Origin of the sequence: Streptomyces purpurascens (assembly GCF_045040895.1) — a bacterium.
Classification (GTDB): Bacteria; Actinomycetota; Actinomycetes; order Streptomycetales; family Streptomycetaceae; genus Streptomyces; species Streptomyces purpurascens.
This window is the reverse complement of the sequence record NZ_CP108341.1, coordinates 7670196-7694122: the sequence shown is the minus strand read 5'-3', so window position 1 is coordinate 7694122 and position 23927 is coordinate 7670196. Positions and strand designations below refer to the sequence as shown.

19 protein-coding genes are annotated in these 23927 nt (G+C 71.1%); 10 read left to right on the top strand and 9 right to left on the bottom strand.

Going from position 1 to position 23927, the window contains the following annotated elements; all coding sequences use genetic code 11:
- Positions 1-52: 52 nt before the first annotated feature.
- The 4 genes from OHU35_RS34985 to OHU35_RS34970 are packed head-to-tail and all read right to left on the bottom strand — an operon-like array spanning position 53 to position 3826.
- Positions 53-1336: an FAD-binding oxidoreductase gene (locus OHU35_RS34985; RefSeq protein ID WP_229873109.1), complete on the bottom strand. Its 1284-nt coding sequence runs from the start codon at positions 1334-1336 to the stop codon at positions 53-55.
- Complete coding sequence (locus tag OHU35_RS34980; protein WP_189726237.1) at positions 1333-2130, bottom strand: amino acid ABC transporter ATP-binding protein; 798 nt, start codon at positions 2128-2130, stop codon at positions 1333-1335. The genes OHU35_RS34985 and OHU35_RS34980 overlap by 4 nt, the downstream gene beginning before the upstream one ends.
- Positions 2127-2882: an amino acid ABC transporter permease gene (locus tag OHU35_RS34975; protein ID WP_189726238.1), complete on the bottom strand. Its 756-nt coding sequence runs from the start codon at positions 2880-2882 to the stop codon at positions 2127-2129. The genes OHU35_RS34980 and OHU35_RS34975 overlap by 4 nt, the downstream gene beginning before the upstream one ends.
- 11 nt (positions 2883-2893) lie before the next feature.
- Positions 2894-3826: an ABC transporter substrate-binding protein gene (locus OHU35_RS34970; RefSeq protein ID WP_189726239.1), complete on the bottom strand. Its 933-nt coding sequence runs from the start codon at positions 3824-3826 to the stop codon at positions 2894-2896.
- 201 nt (positions 3827-4027) lie between these two features.
- On the opposite strand from OHU35_RS34970, the gene OHU35_RS34965 reads away from it, so the two are divergent.
- Positions 4028-5209, top strand: a complete 1182-nt coding sequence (locus OHU35_RS34965) for a sugar diacid recognition domain-containing protein (protein ID WP_189726240.1) — start codon at positions 4028-4030, stop codon at positions 5207-5209.
- Between the two features lie 9 nt (positions 5210-5218).
- Here OHU35_RS34965 and OHU35_RS34960 read toward each other — a convergent pair whose 3' ends face one another.
- The 4 genes from OHU35_RS34960 to OHU35_RS34945 form a co-directional block, all read right to left on the bottom strand.
- Positions 5219-5944, bottom strand: coding sequence for a class I SAM-dependent methyltransferase (locus tag OHU35_RS34960; protein ID WP_405508142.1), 726 nt, complete (start codon positions 5942-5944; stop codon positions 5219-5221).
- Between the two features lie 129 nt (positions 5945-6073).
- Positions 6074-8521 (bottom strand): SpoIIE family protein phosphatase, encoded by a 2448-nt coding sequence (locus OHU35_RS34955; protein ID WP_405508140.1) that lies wholly within the window; start codon positions 8519-8521, stop codon positions 6074-6076.
- Between the two features lie 144 nt (positions 8522-8665).
- Complete coding sequence (locus tag OHU35_RS34950) at positions 8666-11056, bottom strand: MFS transporter (RefSeq protein ID WP_405508138.1); 2391 nt, start codon at positions 11054-11056, stop codon at positions 8666-8668.
- Between the two features lie 163 nt (positions 11057-11219).
- Complete coding sequence (locus OHU35_RS34945) at positions 11220-11663, bottom strand: SRPBCC family protein (protein WP_189726326.1); 444 nt, start codon at positions 11661-11663, stop codon at positions 11220-11222.
- A 170-nt stretch (positions 11664-11833) separates the two neighbouring features.
- Here OHU35_RS34945 and OHU35_RS34940 point away from each other — a divergent pair, with 170 nt between their 5' ends.
- The 4 genes from OHU35_RS34940 to OHU35_RS34925 all read left to right on the top strand — a co-directional run bounded on the left by OHU35_RS34940 (position 11834) and on the right by OHU35_RS34925 (position 15564).
- The gene (locus OHU35_RS34940; RefSeq protein ID WP_405508136.1) at positions 11834-12871 is read left to right on the top strand and encodes an Rv2578c family radical SAM protein; all 1038 of its coding nucleotides are present in this window, start codon (positions 11834-11836) and stop codon (positions 12869-12871) included.
- A 136-nt stretch (positions 12872-13007) separates the two neighbouring features.
- Positions 13008-14585, top strand: a complete 1578-nt coding sequence (locus OHU35_RS34935) for an alpha/beta hydrolase (RefSeq protein WP_405508134.1) — start codon at positions 13008-13010, stop codon at positions 14583-14585.
- A gap of 56 nt (positions 14586-14641) precedes the next feature.
- On the top strand, positions 14642-15040 hold the full coding sequence (locus OHU35_RS34930) for a RidA family protein (RefSeq protein ID WP_359889180.1): 399 nt from the start codon (positions 14642-14644) through the stop codon (positions 15038-15040).
- Entirely contained in the window at positions 15037-15564 is a 528-nt protein-coding gene (locus OHU35_RS34925; protein WP_359889177.1) for a GNAT family N-acetyltransferase, read from the top strand. Before OHU35_RS34930 ends, OHU35_RS34925 begins: the two co-directional genes overlap by 4 nt.
- 2 nt (positions 15565-15566) lie before the next feature.
- Here the strand turns inward: OHU35_RS34925 and OHU35_RS34920 are convergent, their stop codons facing one another.
- On the bottom strand, positions 15567-16142 hold the full coding sequence (locus tag OHU35_RS34920) for an adenylosuccinate lyase (RefSeq protein WP_184588545.1): 576 nt from the start codon (positions 16140-16142) through the stop codon (positions 15567-15569).
- A 333-nt stretch (positions 16143-16475) separates the two neighbouring features.
- Between OHU35_RS34920 and OHU35_RS34915 the strand changes: the two genes are divergently transcribed.
- The 5 genes from OHU35_RS34915 to OHU35_RS34895 all read left to right on the top strand — a co-directional run bounded on the left by OHU35_RS34915 (position 16476) and on the right by OHU35_RS34895 (position 23923).
- Positions 16476-18281 carry a 3-hydroxyacyl-CoA dehydrogenase family protein gene (locus OHU35_RS34915; RefSeq protein ID WP_189726247.1) on the top strand — a complete coding sequence of 602 codons (1806 nt, stop codon included), beginning with the start codon at positions 16476-16478 and terminating at the stop codon, positions 18279-18281.
- Positions 18282-18396: 115 nt separating this feature from the next.
- Positions 18397-19206: a TetR family transcriptional regulator gene (locus OHU35_RS34910; RefSeq protein WP_229873111.1), complete on the top strand. Its 810-nt coding sequence runs from the start codon at positions 18397-18399 to the stop codon at positions 19204-19206.
- A 386-nt stretch (positions 19207-19592) separates the two neighbouring features.
- Positions 19593-20930: a crotonyl-CoA carboxylase/reductase gene (gene ccrA / locus OHU35_RS34905; RefSeq protein ID WP_189726328.1), complete on the top strand. Its 1338-nt coding sequence runs from the start codon at positions 19593-19595 to the stop codon at positions 20928-20930.
- Positions 20931-20939: 9 nt separating this feature from the next.
- Complete coding sequence (locus OHU35_RS34900) at positions 20940-22967, top strand: protein meaA (protein WP_189726249.1); 2028 nt, start codon at positions 20940-20942, stop codon at positions 22965-22967.
- Positions 22964-23923, top strand: a complete 960-nt coding sequence (locus OHU35_RS34895; protein WP_189726250.1) for a CoA ester lyase — start codon at positions 22964-22966, stop codon at positions 23921-23923. The genes OHU35_RS34900 and OHU35_RS34895 overlap by 4 nt, the downstream gene beginning before the upstream one ends.
- Positions 23924-23927: the final 4 nt, after the last annotated feature.

Below are 23927 nucleotides of genomic sequence, written 5' to 3'. Positions count from 1 at the left end.
GGCAGAATGACCGTACACCGACAAAAAGCTCGCCCACCAGGCCGCGTCGCGCTCAGCTGCGGAGCCGGCCGAAGCGGAAGGGCACGAGAGCCTCGGGCCGCCGCCCGGTGACCACGTACTCGGCGAGCCTGTGCCCCGTGACCGGGCCCAGGGTGACGCCGAGCATGCCGTGGCCGGTGGCCGCGAAGGCGTTGTCGTGCCCCGGGACACGGTCGATCACCGGAAGCCCGTCGGGGAGGAACGGCCGCCCGCCCACCCAGGGGTCACGGATCAGGCCGACCAGGTCGTCCGGGTCGTCGAACCAGCGGCCCAGGTAGTGCCGGCTCGCAAGGGCGACCGCGACGATACGGCGCCAGTCGAGACGGTTGTTGTTGCCGCTGAGCTCCATCGTGCCGCCGATCCGCGTGGTGCCGCCGATCGGTGAGGCGACGGCCCGGCGTTCGCCGAAGTACAGCGTGTGCCGGGGCGCCGGATCGAGGTCCACGGAGAAGCTGTAGCCCTTGCCGGCCTGGAGGGGCAAGTGGTGGCCGAGCCGCCGGAGCAGTCCCGGGGAGCGCATGCCGGCGGCGACGACGACCGCCGAGCAGGGCAGCTCGCTGTCGGCGGTGCGCAGGGCGGTGACCCGGCCGCCCGCCGACCGGAACCCGGTGATCTCGGCGTTCTCGTGGATCTTCACGCCCGCGGCGGCCAGCGCCTCACCCAGGGCACGCGCGAACGCCTCCGGGTCGACCACGCCCTCCCCCGCCACGAGGTAGGCCGCGCGTACGGCCGGTGACAGGGCCTCGTCCAGGAGGCGAGCCTCGGCGCCCGTGGTGATGTCGTCGGGCACGGGATAGTGCCCGTCCGCCATCTCCCGCTGGATCGCGAGGTGGTGCCGTGCCTCGGCCGGCGACAGGAAGGCGTGCACCATGCCGGGCCGGGTCAGCGTCGTGTCCACGCCTGCCTCGCGCATCCCGTCGAACAGGCCGAAGGTGTCACGGTTCAGCTCGGCGATCGCCGCGTAGCCGCGCCGGAAGGCGGCCGGTGTGCTGCTGCGCCAGAACCGCCAGAGCCACCGGACGAACGCCGGGTCCGGAAGGGGCCGCAGATACAGCGGAGAGTCCGGGCGGCCGAGCGAGCGCAGGGCGTAGCGCACCACGCCCGGGGCCGGCACCGGCGTCGAGTGGCTGAGGCAGACCCAGCCCGCGTTGCCCCGCGACACCCCGGAACCCAGCTGCCGCCGCTCGACCACCTCCACCTCACGGCCCGCTGCGGCCAGGTAGTACGCCGTGCACAGCCCCACGACACCGCCGCCCACGACGACGACCGGGCCGCTCGAACCGGACGCGGCGCTCATGACGCGTTCCCGTACGACGCGAGGAACTCCCGGGTGCGGGCCTCGGCGGGGGTGTCCAGGACGTCCTCGGGCCGGCCCTCCTCCACGATCCGGCCACCGTCGACGAAGACGACATGGTCGGACACCTCGCGGGCGAAGGGCAGCTCGTGAGTGACCAGCAGCATCGTCATCCCGTCGGCGGCGAGTTCACGCATCACGCTCAGTACCTCCCGGGTGGCCTCGGGGTCCAGGGAGGAGGTGGGCTCGTCGAAGAGCAGCACCTCGGGCGTAAGGGCGAGGGCGCGCGCGATGGCGACGCGCTGCTGTTCGCCACCGGAGAGCTGCTCGGGCCGGCCGAGGGCACGGTGGGCCACACCGACCCGCCGCAGCAGCGCCACGGCCCGCTCCAGCGCCCGTTCTTCGGGCACGCCCGCCTTGCGCTGCGCGAGCACGACGTTCTCGACGGCCGTCAGGTGCGGAAAGAGATGGAACCGCTGGAAGACCATGCCGACCGTGCGGCGCAGCCGGGGCAGATCACGGCAGACCGTGCGGCCGCCCTGGTGCACCACCTCCCCGGCGACCTCGACCGTGCCTCGGTCCGGGCGTTCCAGCAGGTTGACGCAGCGCATCAGAGTGGTCTTGCCCCCGCCGCTCTGCCCGATGACGCTGACGATGCTGCCCCGGTGGACCTCGAGGTCCACCCGGTCGAGCACGAGCCGTCCGTCGAAGGACTTGCACAGCCCCTCGATCCGTACGACGGCCTCGGAGGAGGCCCCCCCGGTGGCAGGGGGCACGGCGGCCACTGACTCGGTCATACGGAAGCCTCCTTCACGGGTACGCCGGCGACCGGATCAGCGGCCAGCAGGGCGCGGGCCGCCCGCAGGCGCCGTCGTCGCCACGGCGACAGGGGCACTCCCGAGCGGACCTTCCGCTCCAGGAGCAGCAGCAGTTGCGACAGCGGGTAGCAGAGGGCGAAGTAGATCGCCGCGATGACCAGGTACACCTCCAGGGCCCGGAAGGTGGCGGAGGTGATGAGCCGCCCCTCGGACATCAGCTCGGCGGCGGAGACGGTGACCAGCAGCGAGGTGGACTTGAGCAGGTCGACCAGCATGGTGTTGGTGCCGGGCAGCGCCAGCCGGAGGGCCTGGGGCAGCACGATGTGGCCGAAGATGCCCGTCCTGCCGAGCCCCAGGGCCTCACCGGCCTCGGTCTGCCCGGCGTGCACACCGCTGATCGCGGAGCGGAAGATCTCGGACAGGTAGGCGGCGTAGAAGACGATCAGGCTGAGACAGCCGGCCGTGAAGACGTCCAGCCGGATCCCGGCGGAGGCCAGGCCGAAGTAGATCAGGAAGATGATGGCGAGCAGCGGGACGTTCTTGAACACCTCGGTGTAGACGGCGGCGAGGGCGCGCGCGGGCCAGGCCCTGCTGAGCCTGAGCAGCGCCACGGCCAGGCCGAGGAGCACCGCGCCGGTGAAGCCGGCCACCGTGTAGGACACGGTGCGCCCGAGCGCGTCGATGAGATCGGGCCGGTAGTCGGACCAGGGAACCTCGAAGAGACCGGACATGGCGTCTGCTTTCACTGGGCGATGGACGGGGGCGTCCAGTCCTGGGGCCGGTCCACACCGCGGCGGGCCGGGGCGACGTCGGCGGCGGGCACGAGGAACTGCTTCGGGTCGCCGCCGTACTTCCTGACGAGCTTCTCCATCTCGCCGCTCGCGTACATGGCGTCGATCTGCGCGGAGATCGCCCGCTCCAGCCTGGTGGCCTTCTTGGGCAGGTAGAAGCCGGTCTGGTACGGCTGGAAGTACTGGTAGGCGGGCTTGGCCTTGACCTGCGCGGCGGTCGGCGGCGTCAGGTACTCGGTGTCGATCTTCAGGTCCGGGCGTTGCTTCCGGGCCGCGATGATGAGCAGCGGGTCGAGGAAGCCGACGTCGACCCGGCCCGCGCCCAGGTCGTCGAAGACGCCGTTGGCGTCGGGGTAGGCGTGCAGCTTGGCAGCGGGCACGGCCTGGATGGACTTGACCCAGACGTAGCCCTCGACGGTGCCCAGGTTCAGGCCTTCCAGATCGCTGACCGTCTTGTACGTCTTGCCGCTGCGGACGGCCATCGCCGGGGGTGAGTAGTAGGGCGGATCGGTGAACAGCCCCTGCTTCTGGCGTTCCTCGGACCAGGCCACGCCGCCGACGGTGAGGTCGACCCGGCGGGACTGCACCCCGGCGAGCATGCCGGCGAAGTCCGTCACCTCGGGCTCGACCTTCAGGTCCAGCTTCTTGGCGACGGAGGCGAGGATGTCGCCGTCGAGTCCGACGATTCTGCCGCCCTGGACGCTGGTGTAGGGCGCGTAGGGCTGGACGGCCACTTTGATGACGCCGGGCGTGAGCGTGCCCAGCGCGGCAGTCTCGGCCGACACGTTCTTGGGGGCGTCGTCCCCGCCCGAGCCGCAGGCGGCGGCCGTGGACATCAGGAGCATCGCGGACAAAGCGAGAGCGAGCGAGCGCACACGGATCATCGGCTCGGGCCTTCCGTCTCGGTGCTGAAGGAACCCGCCGTCTCACCGCACCGGTCCCCGGCGGGGGTTCGATTGGGCCATTACGCTAGGCAGCTCCCAGCCCCGCGTCACCGTTCACTTCGTACGAACTTGTGGCTGGAATCGCCCCCTCCCCTGTACGGTGCGTCCAACCTCGGACCGTCCGCCGACGGGAGGAACGCCGTGCTGAGCCCGTCACTCGCGCAGGAGATCGCCGGGGACACCTCCGCGGTCATCGGCTTCAACGTGCTGATCACCGACGCGGACGGCATGGTCATCGGCAGCGGCGACAGCAGCCGCGTCGGCACCTTCCACGAGGCGTCCGTCGAGGTCATCCGCACCAAGGAACCCGCCACGCACAACGCGTCACAGGCCCATTCACTACGCGGGGTACGGCCCGGGGTCACGCTGCCCCTGGTCACGGACGGGCAGGCGGTGGGGACCGTCGGGATCACCGGCACACCCGCCCAGGTGCGCCGCTTCGGCCTGCTGGTGAAGCGGCAGACGGAGATCCTGCTGAGGGAGTCCGTGATGCTGCGCTCCCGGCTGCTCGCCGAGCGGGCGGCCGAGAAACTGCTCGCCGACATCGCCTCCTACGACCCGCTGGTCGTGGAGGGCGACTTCCTGATGTTCCGGGCCGCGGAACTCGGCTTCGACCTGCGGCTGCGCCGGGTCGCTGTGGCGTTCGAGGTGACCGTGCCCGACCCGGGCGCCCGCCGCGGCGCTCCGGCCCGGGACATGGCGCTGGTCCGCTCGGAGCTGCTGCGTACGGTCCGTGATGTCTTCGCCGACCCGCAGGACATCGTCGCGGGCACGGCCCCCGGCTGGATCGGCGTCCTGCACCGGCTTCCGCCCCGCGGCCCGGCGGACTCGCCGACCGCCGCCTGCCGCCGGGTCACGGACGTCATCGCCGCCCAGGACGGGCTCGCCGCCCGCGCGGGGATCGGCGAGCCGACCACCTCCGTCGGAGGTCTGCACGACTCGTACCAGGACGCGTGCGACGCGCTGCGCCTGGGCGCCCGGGTGGGCGGCGGCTCCACCGTCCACTCGATCAGCGATCTGCGGGTCCACCAACTGCTGGCGGCGGTGAGCCAGTCCGCCCGCACCCGCCTGCTCGACCTCACGGCCGCGCGGTTGCGGGACCAGCCGGACTGGCCGGCGCTCCGCGACACGATCACGGCCTGGTGCGAGAGCGGCTTCAACCTCGTACGGGCGTCCGCGGCGCTGCACATCCACCGCAACACCGTCGTCTACCGCATGAACAAGATCGAGCAGCTCACCGGGCGTTCGTTGCGCGAGCACCGGACGGCCATGGCCCTCTACCTGGCCTGTCTGGCCGACCGGCTGGGCGGCCCGGACCACTGACCGCTCGCCTCAGGCGATACGCCCCGCCACCAGCCACCTGGAGGGCAGCTCGATGCGCGTGCCGTCCGGGCGGTACTCGGTGGTCGTCAGGGGCATCTCGCCGCTCGCCAGAACGGTGAGGCCGGCCGAGCGCAGACACTCGAGGACAGCCTCGTCGGAGACCTCGCCCGGTGCGATGCCGTGCCGGAACACCGGCGCAAGCTTGGGCGGCGGACCGGCCGGGCGGCTCGCCAAACCCATCAGCACCGGCTTGGCGGCCCCGGAGAGCTCCACGAGGAAGGCACGGCCGCGGTCGCCGACCAGCGTGGCGATCCCGTCCACCAGTGACTGCCGGTCCTCCGGTTCGCACTGGTGCAGTACACCCCGCATGTAGACGTTGGTGTCGCCGAGCTCCGCGTGCAGGGTCTGCGTCTCGCTCTTCTCGGCGGCGTCCAGCTGCCGGTACGTGGCCTGCCCGGCCGGGTCGGCCCGCCGGGCGTGGTCGAGGGCCGCGGCCGACAGATCGGCGCCCACGACCCGCGGGAAGCGGTCGGCGAGGTAGCGGGTCTGGGTGCCGTTGCCGCAGCCGAGGTCCACCATCGGCAGAGCGGGATCGGCCACATGAGGTTCGAACAGGGCGAGGTGCGGGCCGGCGGTCAGGACCGGCTCGGCGTCCCAGAACACCGCCCCCGGTTCGGCGGACGCCGCACGCCAGAACCCCTCCCACGCCTCCCGGTACCGACTCGTCACGCTCATGCCCAACTCCCCAGGGTGCGAACGAATCCCGCCATCCGGCGGGCGAGTACGGTGTACCGCGCGGCGCGGGCCACGACAAGCGTCCGGCGTGCTTCTTTCACGGCTCGTTCGAGAAGGGCCCGAGGCGGATCAGCGCCTGGGCAGCGTCAGTTCGAACCACACGCTCTTGCCCGCCTTGGTGCGGCTGGTGCCCCACGCGCGGGACAGCGTGCTGACGACACGCAGACCGCGCCCGGCATCGTCGAGAGAGCCGCTGCTCAGCAGCGTCGGCAGCTCGTGGTCGTCGTCGTCCACCTCGCACAGCAGGGTGTCGCCGCGGACGAGGCGCAGTTCCACGGGGCGTGCGTGGGAGTGCCGTACGGCGTTGGTGACGAGTTCGCTGACCATCAGCTCGGCGGACGCCACCAGCTTCGCCAGGCCCCAGTCGTGCAGTTGCTCGCGGACCACCGCGCGGGCCCGGCCGGCCTCGGCCGGGTCGAGCGCGAGCCGCCACTCGGCGACGTCGTCCGGCTCGATGCCGTTCAGCCGAGCCATCAGCAGCGCCACGTCGTCCTTGCGTCCGCCGCAGGTGTTGAGGGACCGGATGATGGTGTCGCAGGCGTCGTCCATGGACGCCGCCGGGTGGGCGGCCGACTCACAGAGGGTCGCGAGGCCCACCCCGATGTCCTCGCCCCGCACCTCGACCAGCCCGTCGGTGCACATCACCAGCCGGTCTCCCGGCTCCACACGCAGGCGTTCCGCCTCGAAGGGCACTCCCCCGACGCCGATGGGCGCTCCCGTGGGCAGGTCCAGCAGTTCGCTGCGCCCGTCGTCGGCCCGGACCAGTACGGGCGGGATGTGCCCGGCGTTGGCGAGGTGCAGCTCGCTCGCGATCGGGTCGTAGACGGCGTACAGGCAGGTGGCGAGGTAGGTGTCGCCGAGGCGTTGGGCGAGGTCGTCGAGGTTGCGCAGCAGCTGGGCGGGCGGCAGGTCCAGTCCGGCCATGGTCTGTACGGCCGTCCGCAACTGGCCCATCATCGCGGCCGAGTTCAGTCCGTGGCCCATGACGTCGCCGACGACGAACGCGGTACGGCCGCCGGGCAGCTTCACCGCGTCGAACCAGTCGCCGCCGACCCGCCCGAGCAGCGTGCCCGGCAGATAGCGGGTGGCGATGTCGCAGCCCGCCATGCGGGGCGGGATGTGCGGCAGCATGCTGTCCTGGAGCGTCTCGGCGACGTTCTCCTGGTAGGTGTACATGCGCGCGTTGTCGAGCACGAGGCCGGCGCGGGCGGCGAGTTCGGCGCCGGTGACACGGTCCATGTCGTTGAAGACGGGCCGCTCCGGGTGCCGCAGCAGGATCATGAAGCCGAGCACGACATGGCGGGCCTTCAGGGGAACGACCAGCATGGAGCGGCCGGTGATGAGCGGCCGGATGTCGCGCTTCTCGAACTGCGCGGCGATGGCGTGTCCCATCTCCTCGCTGATGCGCGGCACGAGGACGGGTTCGCCGGAGGTCATGCACTGGAAGAACGGCGTGTGCGCGGGGAACGGCATGGCCTCCCCGACCGGTACGACGTCGTCCCAGCGGCCGGGCTCGTCGGTGTGCTCCACGGCGACCCGGTGCCACATCGTGGTCGTGTCGGGCACACCGTCCGGGAACCCCTCGCCGGCGACGACCTGTTCGCGCAGATACGTCCCGGCGACGTCGGTGAACCGGGGCACGACGGCCCTGCTGACCTCGATGATCGTGCGGGACAGGTCGAGGGAGGTGCCGATGCGGCCGCTGACCTCGTTGAGGAACTCCAGATGCTCGCGGACGGCCGCGTACTCGAGGTCCTCGCCCTCGTCGCGCAGTTCCTCCGGGACGGGCTCGCCTGCGGCCAGGGCCCGGGCGGCACGTTCCCTGCGTGCCTTGCGCTCGGCGCGCCGGGCCACGCCCCAGTCGGGGGTGACGGGCACCCGGTCGTTGTGGCTGAACTCCAGGACCGGGTAACCGAGTTCGAGGACCTGTCCGACGATGCGGGCGCTCTCGCCGACGCTCATGCTGGGCAGGATCTCGGGCAGCCGGCGGGCGAGATCCTCCGCCCCGGGGAAGTCCGTGTGCAGTGCAAAGCCGGGCGCTATCCGCTCCAGCGCCCCGGCTCCGATGTCGCCGGCGCGCAGCACGTCCGCGTCGGCGGCCAGCACGAGCAGCCGCTCCGGCCCGGGGCCGACCAGGGGGTAGGCCCACCACAGGACGTCGACCCGGTCGCGGCCGGGTGCGCTGAGCCGGGCGCGGCCCGCCGCCGGGTAGGAGAGGCCGCCGTCGAGGGACGATTCGAGGTCGGGCCCGAGGCCGTCGTAGGCGGCGTACGGGGTGGTGTCCTCCTCGGGCAGGGCGCCCGAGACGGGGAGCAGATCGAGGGCCGGACGGCCGATCGCCTCGTCCTTGGGGACGCCGAACAGGCGCCGTGCGCCCCGGCTCCAGTGGGACACGAGGCCTTCGCGGTCGACCACGACGACGGCCAGGGGAACCCGGCCGGGCTCACCGGGTTCCGTCACCGCGCCGTGTCCAGCTCCGGGGCTGGCGGATGCGTCCCTCTCGGTGCCACGGTCCATGGCCCAGGCCCTCTCTCCCCACGGATCCGCGAGATCTGCGCCGGCGTCACCACCGTACGGCGCTCGCCGGTGACGATGTGAGGCAATGCGGGAATTGCTCGCGCGGGCCTCGCACCGGCGTACGACCCTGCGCGCCGGTGCGCTTCAGTCCTCGTGTCCCAGCTGGAGGTCCCGCTCGGTACGGCCGCCCCCGGCCACCTGGAGGACGGTGGCGACGGGCGGGTATCCGGCGGCGATGACGGTGTACTCGCCGGAGGACAGGTCGACGAACCGGAACGTCCCGTCGGGGCCCGTGGTGAGGGTGTCGACGACGTTGCCCGCCACGTCCAGCAGGGTCACGCGGGCGTCCTCCACGGGGCGGCCGCCGCCCGCCCGGACGGTGCCGCGCAGGACGGCGCCGCCGGCCAGTTCGATGTCCCGGCGGGTCTCGCGATCGGCCTGGACGGTGACGAGCAGCGCGGCCGGGCGGAAGGCGGGCGCTCCGGCGGCGAGGGTGTACTCCCCCGCGACCAGTTCGGTGATGACGTAGCCGCCCTCCCGGCCGCTGCGGGTGGTGGCCACGACCGCGCCGTGCGCGTTGGTGAGCGTGACGGTGGCGTCCCGCACGGGGGTGCCGTCGGCGGTGACGACGCTGCCGACGAGGTTTCCCGCGCCGCCGAGGACGATGTCCAGTTCGACGGGGCGTTCGCCGACCGTCACGGAGACCGCCTGCGGCTGGTGCCCGCCCGCGGCGGCGATCAGCACATAGGCGCCGGGGCCCGGGGTGGGGAGCGCGTAGCGCCCGTCCTCGCCGCTCGCGCCGCGCCCGGTCTGCTGCCCGGTGACGTCGATGAGCGTGAGCGCCGCGCGCGGCACCACGGTCCCGTCGTGGTGCTGCACCGAGCCGCAGACGGGCATTCCGGCCGCGTGCGGTGCGCGCGCCTGCGGGATCGGGGCGTTCCCGAGCGCCGTGTCCGGGTCGGTGGCGGGGGCGTTGTGGGACACCAGTGGTTTCTCCTTGAGAAAGAAGGCGATGACCAGTCCGAGGACGAGCACCGGCACCAGGTAGAGGAAGATCCGCGGCATGGCGTCGGCGTACGCCCGGATGTAGCCGTCGCGCAGTGCCGGGGGCAGCGTGTGCACGAGCTGCGGGGTGATGGACTCCGGGTCGGGCAGCCGGTCGCCCGCGCGCGTGGGGAGGCGGTGGGCCAGTGCGTCGGCGAGCCGGCCGGCGAAGAGGGTGCCGAAGACGGCCGCTCCGACACTGCCGCCGATCTGCCGGAAGTAGTTGTTGGCACTGGTGGCGGTCCCGAGGTCGGCGGGGCGCACCGAGTTCTGCACGGCGAGGATCAGGACCGGCATCACCATGCCGATGCCGGCGCCGAGGACGGCCATCCAGACGCTGTAGTGCAGCCGGGGCGTGTCGGCGTCGAGGCGGGAGAGCAGCCACATGCCGGCGACGGAGAGGGCGCCGCCGAGGATCGGGTAGGCCTTGTAGCGGCCGGTGTGGCTGATGAGCTGTCCGGCGATGATCGAGGCGCCGACGATGCCGCCCGTCATCGGCAGCATGAGCAGGCCCGACTCGGTGGCGGAGGCCCCGTCGACCATCTGCAGCCAGGTCGGCAGATAGCTGGCGGCGCCGAACAGTCCGGCTCCGGTCACCAGGCCGACGAGACCGGTGACGTTGAAGACGGAGTCCCTGAACAGGCGCAGCGGGATGAGGGGTTCGACGGCGAATCGCTCGACGACGAGGAAGAGAACGGTCGCCGCGGCCGCTCCGGCACCGAGGCCGAGGATCATGCGCGAGTCCCAGGCGTACTCGGTGCCGCCCCAACTGGTCAGCAGCACCAGGCAGGTGGAGGCGGCGGTCAGCAGCAGCGCGCCGAGGACGTCCAGCCGGGCCCTGACCGCCGGCTTCGGGAGCTTCAGCGCGACGGCGACGACGGCGAGGGTGACCAGGCCGAAGGGCACGTTGACGTAGAAGCACCAGCGCCAGGAGAGATGGTCCGTGAAGTAGCCGCCGAGCAGCGGCCCGGCCACGGAGGCGAGGCCGAACGCGGCGCCGATCAGGCCCATGTAGCGGCCGCGCCGCCGGGGCGGCACGATGTCCGCGATGATCGCCTGGACGCCGATCATGAGACCGCCCGCGCCGACGCCCTGGAGGGCGCGGAAGGCGATCAGCTGGTCCATGGTCTGCGCGCGGCCCGCGAGCGCGGAGCCGGCCACGAAGACGACGATGGCGAACTGGAAGACACCCTTGCGGCCCAGCAGGTCGCCGAGCTTGCCGTAGATCGGCAGTCCGACCGTGGCGGTGAGCAGGTAGGCGGTGATCGTCCAGGACATCCGGTCCAGGCCGTGCAGCTCGCCGACGATCTTCGGGAGCGCGGTGGCGACGATCATCTGCTCCAGGGCGGCCAGGAGCAGGGCCGACATGAGCGCGAAGAAGATCAACCGGACCCGGCGGGGGCTCAGTTCGGCGGCCGAGGCCGGTGGTGGGGCGGGGATGTCGGGTGGCGCCACCGCCGGTTCGTCCTGCGCCAGAGTGATTCCGCCCACCTACCGCTCCCCTCGTCGCACTGCCGCACAATTCCCGCGTAAAAGCGACAACTATGAGCAAGCACGACGAGTTACGGCATGCGGCGGGTCCGCCCGGAGATCACCCGAACCGGTGAGGGGGCGCAACGGCCCCCGCACGGTTGGATCTTGGGGAGACGGGCGGTTACTTCTCGACCTCGGAGGCGAGCTTGACGAGCATCGCGTCGTAGATCCGGCCGAGGCCCTTGGGGGCGAAGGTCTTCTCGAAGAAGCCGCCGATGCCGCCGGCGCCGGTCCAGGTGGTGGTCACGACGACCCGGGACTTGCCCTCGCCGGCCGGGGTGACCCGCCAGGTGGTGACCATGGAGGAGTTGCGGTCCTTCTCGACCAGCTCGCCGTCGCTGGGCTCGCCGACCTCCAGGAGGCAGTCGCGCACGCGCTTGCTGGTCGCCTGGAGCTTCCAGTGGACGAGGGTGCCCTCGCCGTCGCCGCCCTCGCGCACCTCGTACTCGCTGAAGTGCTCGGGCAGCAGCTTCTCGCGCGTCCCGCTGTAGTCGGCGAGGGCGTCGAACACCGTCTCCGCGTCCGCCGCGACGATCCGCTCCGTAGTGGCCTCGACCTGCGCCATCAGGTTCCTCCAGGACATGGTTTCTCGGGGGTCGGGGCAAGCCAACCACCCCGCCGCCCGGCCCCCCAAATCGGGGTCCCCGAACCCGGTCGAACACGTTCGTAAAACACCCTCGCACGATTAAGGGAACATGTGTTCTATTCTGTGGGCAGTGCTACCGAGGAGGCGTCATGCGCTGGGAGAACCTCACCACGGACTCCGAACACAGCCGGGCCGACTCCGCGCTGTTCGGCGCGGACGCGGTGACCACCCGCACCTTCGACACGCCGGAGTTCGCGGGCATCACCTTCCACGAGATCCGGGCCCGTTCGATCATCAACCGGGTGCCGGCGGTCTCGCGGATGTCGTTCCAGTGGACGGTCAATCCCTATCGCGGCTGCTCGCACGCGTGCGTGTACTGCTTCGCGCGCAAGACGCACAGCTACCTCGACCTCGACACGGGCCTCGGCTTCGACACCCAGATCGTGGTCAAGGTCAACGCGCCCGAGCTGCTGCGCCGGCAGCTCGGCTCGCGGCGCTGGCAGGGCGAGCACATCGCGATGGGCACGAACGTCGACTGCTACCAGCGCGCCGAGGGCCGCTACCGCCTGATGCCGGGCATCATCTCGGCCCTGCGCGATCACGCGAACCCCTTCTCGATCCTGACCAAGGGCACGCTGATCCTGCGCGACCTGGACCTGATCAAGCAGGCCGCGGAGGTGACCGACGTCGGCGTCTCCGTCTCGGTCGGCTTCACCGACGCCGAGCTGTGGCGCACCGTCGAGCCGGGCACGCCCGCGCCGGAGCGGCGCCTGGACGTCGTACGGACCCTGAGCGAGCACGGCATCGGATGCGGGGTGCTGATGGCGCCGGTGATCCCGTTCCTGGGCGACCGGCCGGCCCAACTGCGGTCCACCGTGCGGGCGATCGCGGCCTCCGGCGCCACGTCCGTCACGCCGCTGGTGCTGCATCTGCGGCCCGGCGCCCGCGAGTGGTTCATGGCCTGGCTCGGTCAGCACCATCCGCACCTGGTGGCCCGGTACGAGCGGCTGTACGCGGAGGGCTCCTACGCCCCGAAGTGGTACCAGCGCCGGATCACCCGTCAGGTCCACGAGCTGGCGGAGGAGTACGGCATCGGGCCCACGCGCGCGGACCTGCCGCGCCGGATCCGGCCGCCCGAACCGGCCGGGCCGCCGACGTCCGAACCCACCCAACTGTCGCTCATATAGGAGCGTTCGAGCGCATCTCGCGACCCAATCGGGTCAAGTCTTGACAGAACACGTTCTTCCAGAGCCGCTTGCCGGGACGAATCCGCGATGACCGTGAACTCCGCGGTCCGACGCCTCTCCGTCCTGGAAGGACTCCATGAGAACACGCGCAGCCGTGCTGTGCGGCGCTGCCGTCGTGCTGGCCGGGAGCCTTACGGCCGTGCCCGCCGAGGCGAGCGCACCGCACTCCGCGGAAACGTTTCGCGCCGCGAAACCCGGCTGGAAGAAGTGCGGCACCACCGACTATCCGATGCTCCAGTGCGCGTCTGTCAAGGTGCCGCTCGACCACGCGAACCCGCGCGGTCCGCAGATCACCCTCGCGCTGTCCCGCGTCCCGCACACCGCCGAGACGTTCCAGGGCCCGCTGCTGGTCAACCCCGGCGGCCCCGGCGGCGACGGTCTGACGCTCGCCGGTTTCGTCGCGACCTCGCTGCCCAAGGAGGTCGCGGCCCAGTACGACATCATCGGCTTCGACCCGCGCGGCGTGGGCGAGAGCAGGCCCGCACTGGACTGCCGGCCCGGCTACTTCGGCCCGGTGCGCCCCGACTCCGTGCCGAGCACGCCCGAGGTCGAGCGGGCCAACCTCGCCCGCGCCAAGTCCTTCGCCGTCTCCTGCACCGAGAAGTACGGGCACCTGCTGCCGTACATCAACACGGTCAGCGCCGCGCACGACATCGAGGCGATCCGGCAGGCCCTGGGCGCGCGGAAGATCAACTACTTCGGCTACTCGTACGGCACCTATCTGGGCGCGGTCTACGGGCGGCTGTACCCGCAGCACGTCCGGCGCATGGTCCTGGACTCGATCGTCGACCCCACCGACGTCTGGTACACCGCGAACCTCAACCAGGACCACGCCTTCAACGACCGCCACCGTGCCTTCATGGCCTGGGTCGCCAGGCACGACGAGCGCTACCGGCTCGGCACCGACCCGGAGAAGATCGAAGCCACGTGGTACGCGATGCGGGCGGCGCTGGGCAAGGACCCGGCGGGCGGCAAGGTGGGCGCCGCCGAGCTGGAGGACACCTTCGTCCCGGGCACCTACTACAACGGCTACTGGCCCTATCTGGCGGAGGCGTTCGCGGCATACGTGAACCGCAGGACCACCGCCCCGCTGGTCGAGGTGTACAAGAACTTCGGCGCGATCGACGCCGCCGACGACAACAGCTACAGCATCTACACCTCGGTGCAGTGCCGGGACGCGTTCTGGCCGCGTGACTGGCACCAGTGGCGCAAGGACAACTGGGCGGCGTACGAGAAGGCGCCGTTCATGACCTGGAACAACGCCTGGTACAACGCACCGTGCGCGTTCTGGCCGACCGACGCGGCGCGTCCGGTGAGCATCGCCAACGGCCAGCTGCCGCCGGCCCTGCTGTTCCAGGCGACGAACGACGCGGCCACTCCGTACGAGGGCGGCGTCACCGTCCACGACCTGCTGGCACGCTCCAGCCTGGTCGTCGAGCAGGGCGGCGGCAACCACGGCATCACGCTGAGCGGGAACGCCTGCCTGGACAAGTACCTGGCGACCTATCTGTCCGACGGCACCGTGCCGCGTGGTGTCGGCACACGGGACGCGACGTGCGACGCCCTGCCGGACCCCAAGCCGCTGACGTCGAAGACCGCGTCGATGTCCGCACGCGGCTCGACACTGCACCGCCTGCTCGGCTTCCGCGGCTGAGCATCTGACCGTCCGTCGGGGCGGGCACTGTCAGACCCGTGGTCCACTATGGACCCATGAGCGAGCTGACGAGGATCCCCGCCCCCGACGGGGTCGCTGCCGCGGCCCAGTACAGCCACGTCGTCATGGGCACCGGCCGTTTCGTGGCCGTCGCCGGTCAGCTCGCGCTGGACGAGCGGGGCGGGCTGGTCGGCGAGGGCGACCCGGCGGCGCAGGCCCGCCAGGTCTTCGAGAACCTCGGGCGCTGCCTGGCCGCGGCCGGGGCGACCTTCGACGACGTCGTCAAACTCACCTACTTCGTCACGGACATGGCCCATATGCCGGCCATCCGCGCGGCCCGCGCCGAGCACATACCCGACGACCGGCTGCCGGCCGCCTCGGCGGTGCGGGTCGCCGGCCTGGTCCGGCCCGAGTTCCTGATGGAAGTCGAGGCCTTCGCCGTGGTGGCGGAATGAAGGCGCTCCGGATCCGGGAGATGGTGCTCTCCGACTGCGACCGTGTCGCGGAGATCCGCGTACGCGGCTGGCAGAGCGCGTACCGCGGCCTGATCCCGCAGGGGTATCTGGACGGCCTTGACCCCACCGAGGACGCGGAGCGCCGCCGTACGTACTTCGCGCAGGCCGACGGCGGCGTGGTGAACCTGGTCGCCGAGGACGCCGGCGGCGAGCTCGTCGGCTGGGCCTGCCACGGCCCGTACCGGGACGGTGAAGTCCTTACGCCGGACGCCGAGTTGTACGCCATCTACGTCCACCCGGAGCACCTGGGACGCGGCGTGGGGCGGGCGCTGCTCACGGAGTCGGTCGGGCGCTGTTCCCGCGCGGGACACGGCCGGCTGCTCCTGTGGGTCCTCAAGGAGAACGGCCGGGCCCGCCGTTTCTACGAACGGGCCGGTTTCCTCGCGGACGGTGCCGAGGAGCCCTTCGAGGTGGAGGGCACCACCGTCCCCGAAGTGCGCTACGCGAGACCGCTCCCCCGCTGACCTCACCGCTGCTTCGGAATCCTCCCCAGCGCACGCACCGCCGCCTCGGCGAGCACGGGATGGGCGAGGGCCTCGTCCAGGACGGGCCTGGCCCGGGCGTCGCCGAGCGTGCCGAGTCCGTCCACACAGGCGAGGGCGACACGACGGTAGGGGTCGTGCGGCCGCAGCCGCCGCCGCAGGGTGGTGATCAGCGCGGGCACGGCCTCCGGGGCGCGCAGCTCGACCAGGAGCCGTACGGGGTGGAGGGCGTAGGCGACGCGCAGCTCGTTGGTGGCGAGGGCCGCGGCCGCGCGGGCGGTGCGCGGGTCGCCGAGGCGGGCGAGGGCGTAGGCGGCGGAGGCGCAGCGCGGCGGGTCCCGGTGGTTCAGCAGCAGCACCAGGGCCTCGAAGGCCCGCCGGTCCCGCGCGAGCCCGAGCCGGAACGCGGCCAGTTCCCTCGCCCACAGCTGCTGCCCGGGCTCGGTCAGCACGCCTGCCAGGGCGTCGACGTCGTCGGTCGCCACGAGCCGCTCGAACGCGGGCGTCGCCCCCGACTCCTGCCGTAAGCGCAGCGTGAGTGATCGCAACTCTTCGTCCATGGTGGAGAGATTAGGGGTGCCGGGAGCCGCGCGGGACGTACATCACAAAGACGAGGGCTGGCGCGCTCGTTACCCGCCAGTTAAGCTCAGACGAGCGAGTTACCCACTCGTATTTCCTCGCGGCGGTCTGGTGACGCGGCCGTCGTGAGAGCAGTCGGTTCGGTACTTCATTCAGTACCGCGGTGCGACTCGGCCCCGGGACAGGGCCGGTCCTCCTTCACCGGGCGTGTGCGCTTGCAGCCCGGCAACACCCGCACTTCTCACGCACCCGGTGCGCCCCTAGGCGTACCCGGGCGTGTTCCCCGTCGTCACCCTCATTCCTGGAGTCCCGCGATGGCCACTCCCCTGTCCGACCCGTCCCAGTCCCCGCTGCAGACCATCGCCGTCGTCGGCCTCGGCACGATGGGCACCGGCATCGCCGAGGTCCTCGCCAAGGCCGGCCGCGAGGTCGTCGGCATCGACATCAGCGAGGCCCAGGCCGCGAAGTGCGTCGCCGCCCTGGAGGCCTCCACCGCCCGTGGCGTCGAGCGCGAGCGGCTCACCGAGCAGGAACGCGCCGACATCCTCGCCCGGGTCCGCACCTCCACCGACCTCGGGGCGGCGGCCGACGCCGACCTGGTCATCGAGGTGGCGCCGGAAACGTACGAGGTCAAGCAGCAGATCTTCCGGGAGCTGGACGGGATCGTGCGCCCGGGGACGATCCTGGCGACCGGCACCAACGCCCTGTCCGTCACCCGGCTGGCCGCCGACTCCTCCCGTCCGGAGCGGGTGCTGGGCCTGCACTTCTTCAACCCGGCCCCGGCGATGCGGCTGGTCGAGGTCGTCTCCTCGGTGCTGACCGCGCCGGCGGCCGTCACGGCAGTCACCGACCTCGCCCTGGACCTGGGCAAGGAGCCCGTCGCGGTCGGCGACCGCCCGGGCTTCGTCGCCGACGGCCTGCTGTTCGGCTACCTCAACCAGGCCGCCGCGATGTACGAGGCCAAGTACGCCTCCCGCGAGGACATCGACGCCGCGATGCGGCTGGGCTGCGGGCTGCCCATGGGCCCGCTGGCGCTGCTCGACCTGATCGGCGTCGACACCGCGCGCACGGTCCTGGAGGCGATGTACGCCGCGTCCCGCGACCGTCTGCACGCACCGGCCCCGATCCTGAAGCAGCTGAGCGAGGCGGGCCTGACCGGCCGTAAGGCGGGGCGTGGCTTCTACACGTACGAGGCGCCGGACAGCCCGGTCGTCGTGCGGGACGCGCTGACCCCGCTGGAGGGCGGCAGCCTGACCGCGGGCCGGGAGGTCCGCTCGGTCGGTGTCGCGGGCTCGGGCACCATGGCCTCCGGTATCGCCGAGGTCTTCGCCAAGGGCGGGTACGACGTGGTCATCGCCGCCCGCAGCGAGGAGAAGGCCCAGGCCGCGAAGGCCCGGATCGGCAAGTCCCTGGCCCGCTCGGTCGACAAGGGCCGGCTGACCGCCGAGGCCGCCGCGCAGACCCTGGACCGCATCACGCCGACGGGCACGTACGACGACTTCGCCGACGTCGACCTGGCCGTGGAGGCCGTCGCCGAGGACCTGGAGGTCAAGCAGCAGCTGTTCGCCGCCCTGGACAAGGTCTGCAAGCCGGGCGCGGTCCTGGCGACCACCACCTCGTCCCTGCCGGTCGTCGCCTGCGCCCGTGCCACCTCGCGCCCGCAGGACGTGATCGGCATGCACTTCTTCAACCCGGCGCCGGCCATGAAGCTGGTCGAGGTCGTCCGTACGGTGCTGACGGCCGACGACGTCCACGCGACGGTGCGCGAGGTCTGCGGCCGGATCAGGAAGCACGCCGTGGACTGCGGGGACCGGGCGGGCTTCATCGTGAACGCGCTGCTGTTCCCGTACCTCAACAACGCGATCAAGATGGTGCAGGAGCACTACGCGTCCCTCGACGACATCGACGCGGCGATGAGGCTGGGCGGCGGGTACCCGATGGGTCCCTTCGAGCTGCTGGACGTCGTCGGACTCGATGTCTCGCTCGCCATCGAGAAGGTCCTGCACCGCGAGTTCCGCGACCCGGGGCTCGCCCCGGCGCCGCTGCTGGAGCACCTGGTGGCCGCGGGCTGCCTCGGCCGCAAGACCGGCCGTGGCTTCCGCGAATATGCCAAGCGCTGAGGGTCCCGGCGACTGGTTCCGGTCCGGCGCCGAGTGGGGTGGCCTGCTCGGCCCGGACCGGTTCCACGAACCAGGCCATGCGCAGCGAGCTGCGCACATGCAGTACGTTCAGGGCATGCCCCAGCCCGCCAAGTCCTCACGTACATCAGCTACGACCGACGCGCCGGAACGTGCCGCAGGCTCTCGCGCCGCCGCCCAGCGGCTCAAGATGCGCCGGGAACTGGCGGCCGCCGCGATGGAGCTGTTCGCGACCAAGGGGTACGAGGCGACCACCGTCGACGAGATCGCGGCCGCGGCCGGGGTCGCCCGACGCACGTTCTTCCGCCACTTCCGCTCCAAGGAAGAGGCGATCTTCCCCGACCACGACGACACCCTGATCCGTGCCGAGGCGGTGCTCAACGCCGCGCCCGCGCACGAGCATCCGCTCGACACGGTGTGCCGCGGCATCAAGGAAGTCATGAAGATGTACGCGGCCCGGCCGGAGATCTCGGTCGCCCGCTACAAGCTGACGCGCGAGGTGCCCACGCTGCGCGAGGCGGAGATCGCGTCGGTGGCCCGCTACGAGCGCCTGTTCACCCGCTATCTCCTCGGCCACTTCGACGAGCGCGCGCACGCCGACGACGCCAACGACGACCCGCTGCTGGCGGAGGTCGCCGCGTCCGCCGTGGTCACGGCCCACAACCACGTCCTGCGGCGCTGGCTGCGGGCCGGCGGGCAGGGGGACGTGGAGACGCAGCTGGACCACGCCTTCGCGATCGTGCGCAAGACCTTCGGCACGGGCATCGGGGCCGGGCGCTCCACGGACCCGCAGCCGGCCGCGGCCACGGCCTCGACCCAGGGCGAGGTGCTGGTGACCGTCGCCCGCACCGACGCCCCGCTGGACGAGGTCATGAGGACGATCGAGCAGGCGCTCAAGGAGCGCTGAGCGCTCGCACCACCTGTGATGACGGCCACCCCACGGGGTGGCCGTTTTGGCATGTCAGGGGCCGTTTTGGCATGCCCCACCGAGGCCATTCGATCGATCATCGCTCATTTGTTACGTAAAGATTTCATCTGAGAGCAAGTTCTGGCACTCAGTGCCTTGCGAGGTGACACGCGGTGTCATACGTTGAAGAGGTCCGGGCGACGTCCCAGCAAGCCCACCGCCTGCTCGCCCGGACGCCTGCGTCACAGGCAACCTCCCGCGCCACAAAGCGCTGCCGAACAGCACCACCGCCGAACCGACGGCACACCCTCAACCCTCAGCAGCACCGACGTAACCCTCAGCGCCCCTCCCTCAGGGCGCACACCGCCGGAGGCAACACCGTGACCATGAAGGACATCCTGGCCGCGATCCAGTCGCCCGACTCCGTGTCGGAGGACTTCGCCGCCCTCCCGCTCCCCGAGTCGTACCGCGCGATCACCGTGCACAAGGACGAGACGGAGATGTTCGCGGGCCTCGAGACCCGCGACAAGGACCCCCGCAAGTCGATCCACCTGGACGAGGTTCCGGTCCCGGAGCTCGGCCCGGGCGAGGCCCTGGTGGCCGTCATGGCCTCCTCGGTCAACTACAACTCGGTGTGGACCTCGATCTTCGAGCCGCTGTCGACGTTCGGTTTCCTGGAGCGCTACGGCAGGCTCAGCGAGCTCACCAAGCGCCACGACCTGCCGTACCACGTCATCGGCTCCGACCTCGCGGGCGTCGTCCTGCGCACCGGCCCGGGCGTCAACGCCTGGCGGCCCGGCGACGAGGTCGTCGCGCACTGTCTCTCCGTCGAGCTGGAGTCCAGCGACGGCCACAACGACACGATGCTCGACCCCGAGCAGCGCATCTGGGGCTTCGAGACCAACTTCGGCGGCCTCGCCGAGGTCGCCCTGGTCAAGTCGAACCAGCTGATGCCCAAGCCCGGCCACCTCAGCTGGGAGGAGGCCGCCGCCCCCGGCCTGGTCAACTCCACCGCCTACCGGCAGCTGGTCTCCCGCAACGGCGCCGGCATGAAGCAGGGCGACAACGTGCTCATCTGGGGCGCGTCCGGCGGACTCGGCTCGTACGCCACCCAGTTCGCGCTGGCCGGCGGCGCCAACCCGATCTGTGTCGTCTCCAGCCCCCAGAAGGCGGAGATCTGCCGGGCGATGGGCGCCGAGGCGATCATCGACCGCAACGCCGAGGGCTACAAGTTCTGGAAGGACGAGAACACCCAGGACCCCAAGGAGTGGAAGCGCTTCGGCAAGCGCATCCGCGAACTCACCGGCGGCGAGGACATCGACATCGTCTTCGAGCACCCCGGACGCGAGACCTTCGGCGCGAGCGTGTTCGTCACCCGCAAGGGCGGCACCATCACCACCTGCGCCTCGACCTCGGGCTACATGCACGAGTACGACAACCGCTACCTGTGGATGTCGCTGAAGCGGATCATCGGCTCGCACTTCGCCAACTACCGCGAGGCCTGGGAGGCCAACCGGCTCATCGCGAAGGGCAAGATCCACCCGACGCTCTCCAAGGTCTACTCCCTGGAGGACACCGGCCAGGCCGCCTACGACGTGCACCGCAACCTCCACCAGGGCAAGGTCGGCGTGCTCGCGCTGGCCCCCGAGGAGGGCCTGGGCGTGCGCGACCACGAGAAGCGCGCCAAGCACATCGACGCCATCAACCGCTTCCGGAACATCTGAGGTCCGTCCATGAGTGAGCGTCAGAAGGACCGGCCGTGGCTCATGCGCACGTACGCCGGTCACTCCACGGCCGAGGCGTCCAACGAGCTGTACCGGCGCAATCTCGCCAAGGGGCAGACGGGTCTGTCGGTGGCGTTCGACCTGCCGACGCAGACCGGCTACGACTCCGACCACATCCTCGCCCGCGGCGAGGTCGGCCGGGTCGGTGTGCCGATCGCGCACCTCGGTGACATGCGCCGGCTGTTCCAGGACATCCCCCTGGAGCAGATGAACACCTCGATGACCATCAACGCCACGGCCATGTGGCTGCTGGCGCTCTACCAGGTCGTCGCCGAGGAGCAGGGTGCGGACATCACCAAGCTCCAGGGCACGACCCAGAACGACATCGTCAAGGAGTACCTGTCCCGCGGCACCCATGTGTTCCCGCCGGGGCCGTCGCTCCGTCTGACGACGGACATGATCGCGTACACGGTCTCCCACCTCCCGAAGTGGAACCCGATCAACATCTGCAGCTACCACCTGCAGGAGGCGGGCGCCACGCCGGTGCAGGAGATCGCGTACGCGATGTCCACCGCGATCGCCGTGCTCGACGCCGTGCGCGACTCCGGCCAGGTGCCGCAGGAGCGCATGGGCGATGTCGTCGGCCGGATCTCGTTCTTCGTGAACGCGGGCGTCCGCTTCGTCGAGGAGATGTGCAAGATGCGCGCCTTCGGCCGCATCTGGGACAAGGTCACCCGTGAGCGGTACGGCATCGAGAACCCCAAGCACCGCCGCTTCCGCTACGGCGTCCAGGTCAACTCCCTGGGCCTGACGGAGGCCCAGCCGGAGAACAACGTCCAGCGGATCGTGCTCGAGATGCTGGCCGTGACCCTCTCCAAGGACGCACGCGCGCGTGCCGTGCAGCTGCCCGCCTGGAACGAGGCGCTGGGCCTGCCCCGCCCCTGGGACCAGCAGTGGTCGCTGCGCATCCAGCAGGTGCTGGCCTACGAGAGCGATCTGCTGGAGTACGAGGACATCTTCGACGGCTCGAAGGTGATCGAGACGAAGGTCGGGGAACTGGTCGAATCCGCCCTCGCCGAGATCGACCGCATCCAGGAGATGGGCGGCGCGATGGCGGCCGTCGAGTCCGGATACCTCAAGTCCCAGCTGGTCTCCTCGCACGCGGAACGCCGGGGCCGCATCGAGTCGGGCCAGGAGAAGATCATCGGTGTCAACGCCTTCGAGGGCACCGAACCGAACCCGCTGACCGCCGACCTGGACACCGCGATCCAGACGGTCGACCCGGCGGTCGAGGCCCGCGTCATCGCCTCGCTCCAGCAGTGGCGCGACAACCGCTACCAGCCGCCCTTCAACCACCCGCGCCCCTGCAAGGCGCTGGAGCGGCTGAAGGAGGCCGCCCGCGGCACCGAGAACCTCATGGAGGCCACCCTGGAGTGCGCCCGCGCCGGGGCGACGACCGGCGAGTGGGCCGGGGCCCTGCGCGAGGTGTTCGGCGAGTTCCGCGCCCCGACGGGCGTCTCGTCGGCGCCCGTGGCCGTCCCGGTCGAGGAGGGCAGCGCGCTGGCCCTGGTCCGCCGCAAGGTGGATCTGACGGCCAAGGACCTGGACGTCGGCAAGCTGCGCTTCCTGGTCGGCAAGCCGGGCCTGGACGGGCACTCCAACGGCGCGGAGCAGATCGCCGTGCGCGCGCGTGACGCCGGCTTCGAGGTGGTCTACCAGGGCATCCGGCTGACGCCCGAGCAGATCGTGGACGCGGCCCTCGCCGAGGACGTGCACGCGGTCGGCCTGTCCATCCTGTCCGGCTCGCACGCCCAGCTGGTCCCGGACGTCCTCGAACGGCTCCGTGTGGCCGGTGCCACAGATATACCCGTGATCGCCGGTGGCATCATCCCGAATGGTGACGCCGAGCAGCTCAGGCAAGCCGGAGTGGCCGCCGTCTTCACCCCGAAGGACTTCGACATCACCGGAATCATCGGCCGCATCGTCGACGAGATCCGGAAAGCGAACAAGCTCGACCCCCTGGAGGTCCCCGCATGACCGTCAACCGTCTGCGTCCCCGCCGCTCGTGTCTCGCGGTGCCGGGAAGCAACCCCCGCTTCCTGGAGAAGGCGCAGGGCCTCCCGGCGGACCAGGTCTTCCTCGACCTGGAGGACGCGTGCGCCCCGCTCGCCAAGCCCGACGCGCGGCACACCATCGTCAAGTTCCTCAACGAGGGCGACTGGACGGGCAAGACGCGCGTCGTGCGCGTCAATGACTGGACGACCGAGTGGACGTACCGGGATGTCGTCACGGTCGTCGAGGGAGCCGGCCAGAACCTCGACTGCATCATGCTGCCCAAGGTGCAGACGGCCCAGCAGGTCGTCGCCCTCGACCTGCTGCTGACCCAGATCGAGAAGACGATGGGCTTCGAGGTCGGCAAGATCGGCATCGAGGCGCAGATCGAGAACGCGCAGGGCCTGAACAACGTCAACGAGATCGCGACGGCCTCCCCGCGCGTCGAGACGATCATCTTCGGCCCGGCCGACTTCATGGCCTCCATCAACATGAAGTCGCTGGTCGTGGGCGAGCAGCCGCCCGGCTACCCGGCGGACGCCTACCACTACATCCTGATGAAGATCCTGATGGCCGCCCGCGCCAACAACCTCCAGGCGATCGACGGCCCCTACCTGCAGATCCGCAACATCGACGGCTACCGCGAGGTCGCCCAGCGCGCCGCCGCCCTCGGCTTCGACGGCAAGTGGGTGCTGCACCCGGGCCAGGTCGAGGCGTCCAACGAGATCTTCTCGCCCTCGCAGGAGGACTACGACCACGCCGAGCTGATCCTGGACGCGTACGACTACTACACGTCCGAGGCGGGCGGCAAGAAGGGCTCCGCGATGCTCGGCGACGAGATGATCGACGAGGCCAGCCGCAAGATGGCCCTGGTCGTCTCCGGCAAGGGACGCGCCGCCGGCATGCGGCGCACCACCAAGTTCGAGATCCCGGAGGCGTGACGGC

Coding starts and splice junctions, on each gene's coding strand:
- OHU35_RS34985 (WP_229873109.1), bottom strand. CDS start 1,336: ATGAGCGCCGCGTCCGGTTCGAGCGGCCCGGTCGTCGTCGTGGGCGGC.
- OHU35_RS34980 (WP_189726237.1), bottom strand. CDS start 2,130: ATGACCGAGTCAGTGGCCGCCGTGCCCCCTGCCACCGGGGGGGCCTCC.
- OHU35_RS34975 (WP_189726238.1), bottom strand. CDS start 2,882: ATGTCCGGTCTCTTCGAGGTTCCCTGGTCCGACTACCGGCCCGATCTC.
- OHU35_RS34970 (WP_189726239.1), bottom strand. CDS start 3,826: ATGATCCGTGTGCGCTCGCTCGCTCTCGCTTTGTCCGCGATGCTCCTG.
- OHU35_RS34960 (WP_405508142.1), bottom strand. CDS start 5,944: ATGAGCGTGACGAGTCGGTACCGGGAGGCGTGGGAGGGGTTCTGGCGT.
- OHU35_RS34955 (WP_405508140.1), bottom strand. CDS start 8,521: ATGGACCGTGGCACCGAGAGGGACGCATCCGCCAGCCCCGGAGCTGGA.
- OHU35_RS34945 (WP_189726326.1), bottom strand. CDS start 11,663: ATGGCGCAGGTCGAGGCCACTACGGAGCGGATCGTCGCGGCGGACGCG.
- OHU35_RS34940 (WP_405508136.1), top strand. CDS start 11,834: ATGCGCTGGGAGAACCTCACCACGGACTCCGAACACAGCCGGGCCGAC.
- OHU35_RS34935 (WP_405508134.1), top strand. CDS start 13,008: ATGAGAACACGCGCAGCCGTGCTGTGCGGCGCTGCCGTCGTGCTGGCC.
- OHU35_RS34930 (WP_359889180.1), top strand. CDS start 14,642: ATGAGCGAGCTGACGAGGATCCCCGCCCCCGACGGGGTCGCTGCCGCG.
- OHU35_RS34925 (WP_359889177.1), top strand. CDS start 15,037: ATGAAGGCGCTCCGGATCCGGGAGATGGTGCTCTCCGACTGCGACCGT.
- OHU35_RS34920 (WP_184588545.1), bottom strand. CDS start 16,142: ATGGACGAAGAGTTGCGATCACTCACGCTGCGCTTACGGCAGGAGTCG.
- OHU35_RS34915 (WP_189726247.1), top strand. CDS start 16,476: ATGGCCACTCCCCTGTCCGACCCGTCCCAGTCCCCGCTGCAGACCATC.
- OHU35_RS34910 (WP_229873111.1), top strand. CDS start 18,397: ATGCCCCAGCCCGCCAAGTCCTCACGTACATCAGCTACGACCGACGCG.
- ccrA (WP_189726328.1), top strand. CDS start 19,593: ATGAAGGACATCCTGGCCGCGATCCAGTCGCCCGACTCCGTGTCGGAG.
- OHU35_RS34900 (WP_189726249.1), top strand. CDS start 20,940: ATGAGTGAGCGTCAGAAGGACCGGCCGTGGCTCATGCGCACGTACGCC.
- OHU35_RS34895 (WP_189726250.1), top strand. CDS start 22,964: ATGACCGTCAACCGTCTGCGTCCCCGCCGCTCGTGTCTCGCGGTGCCG.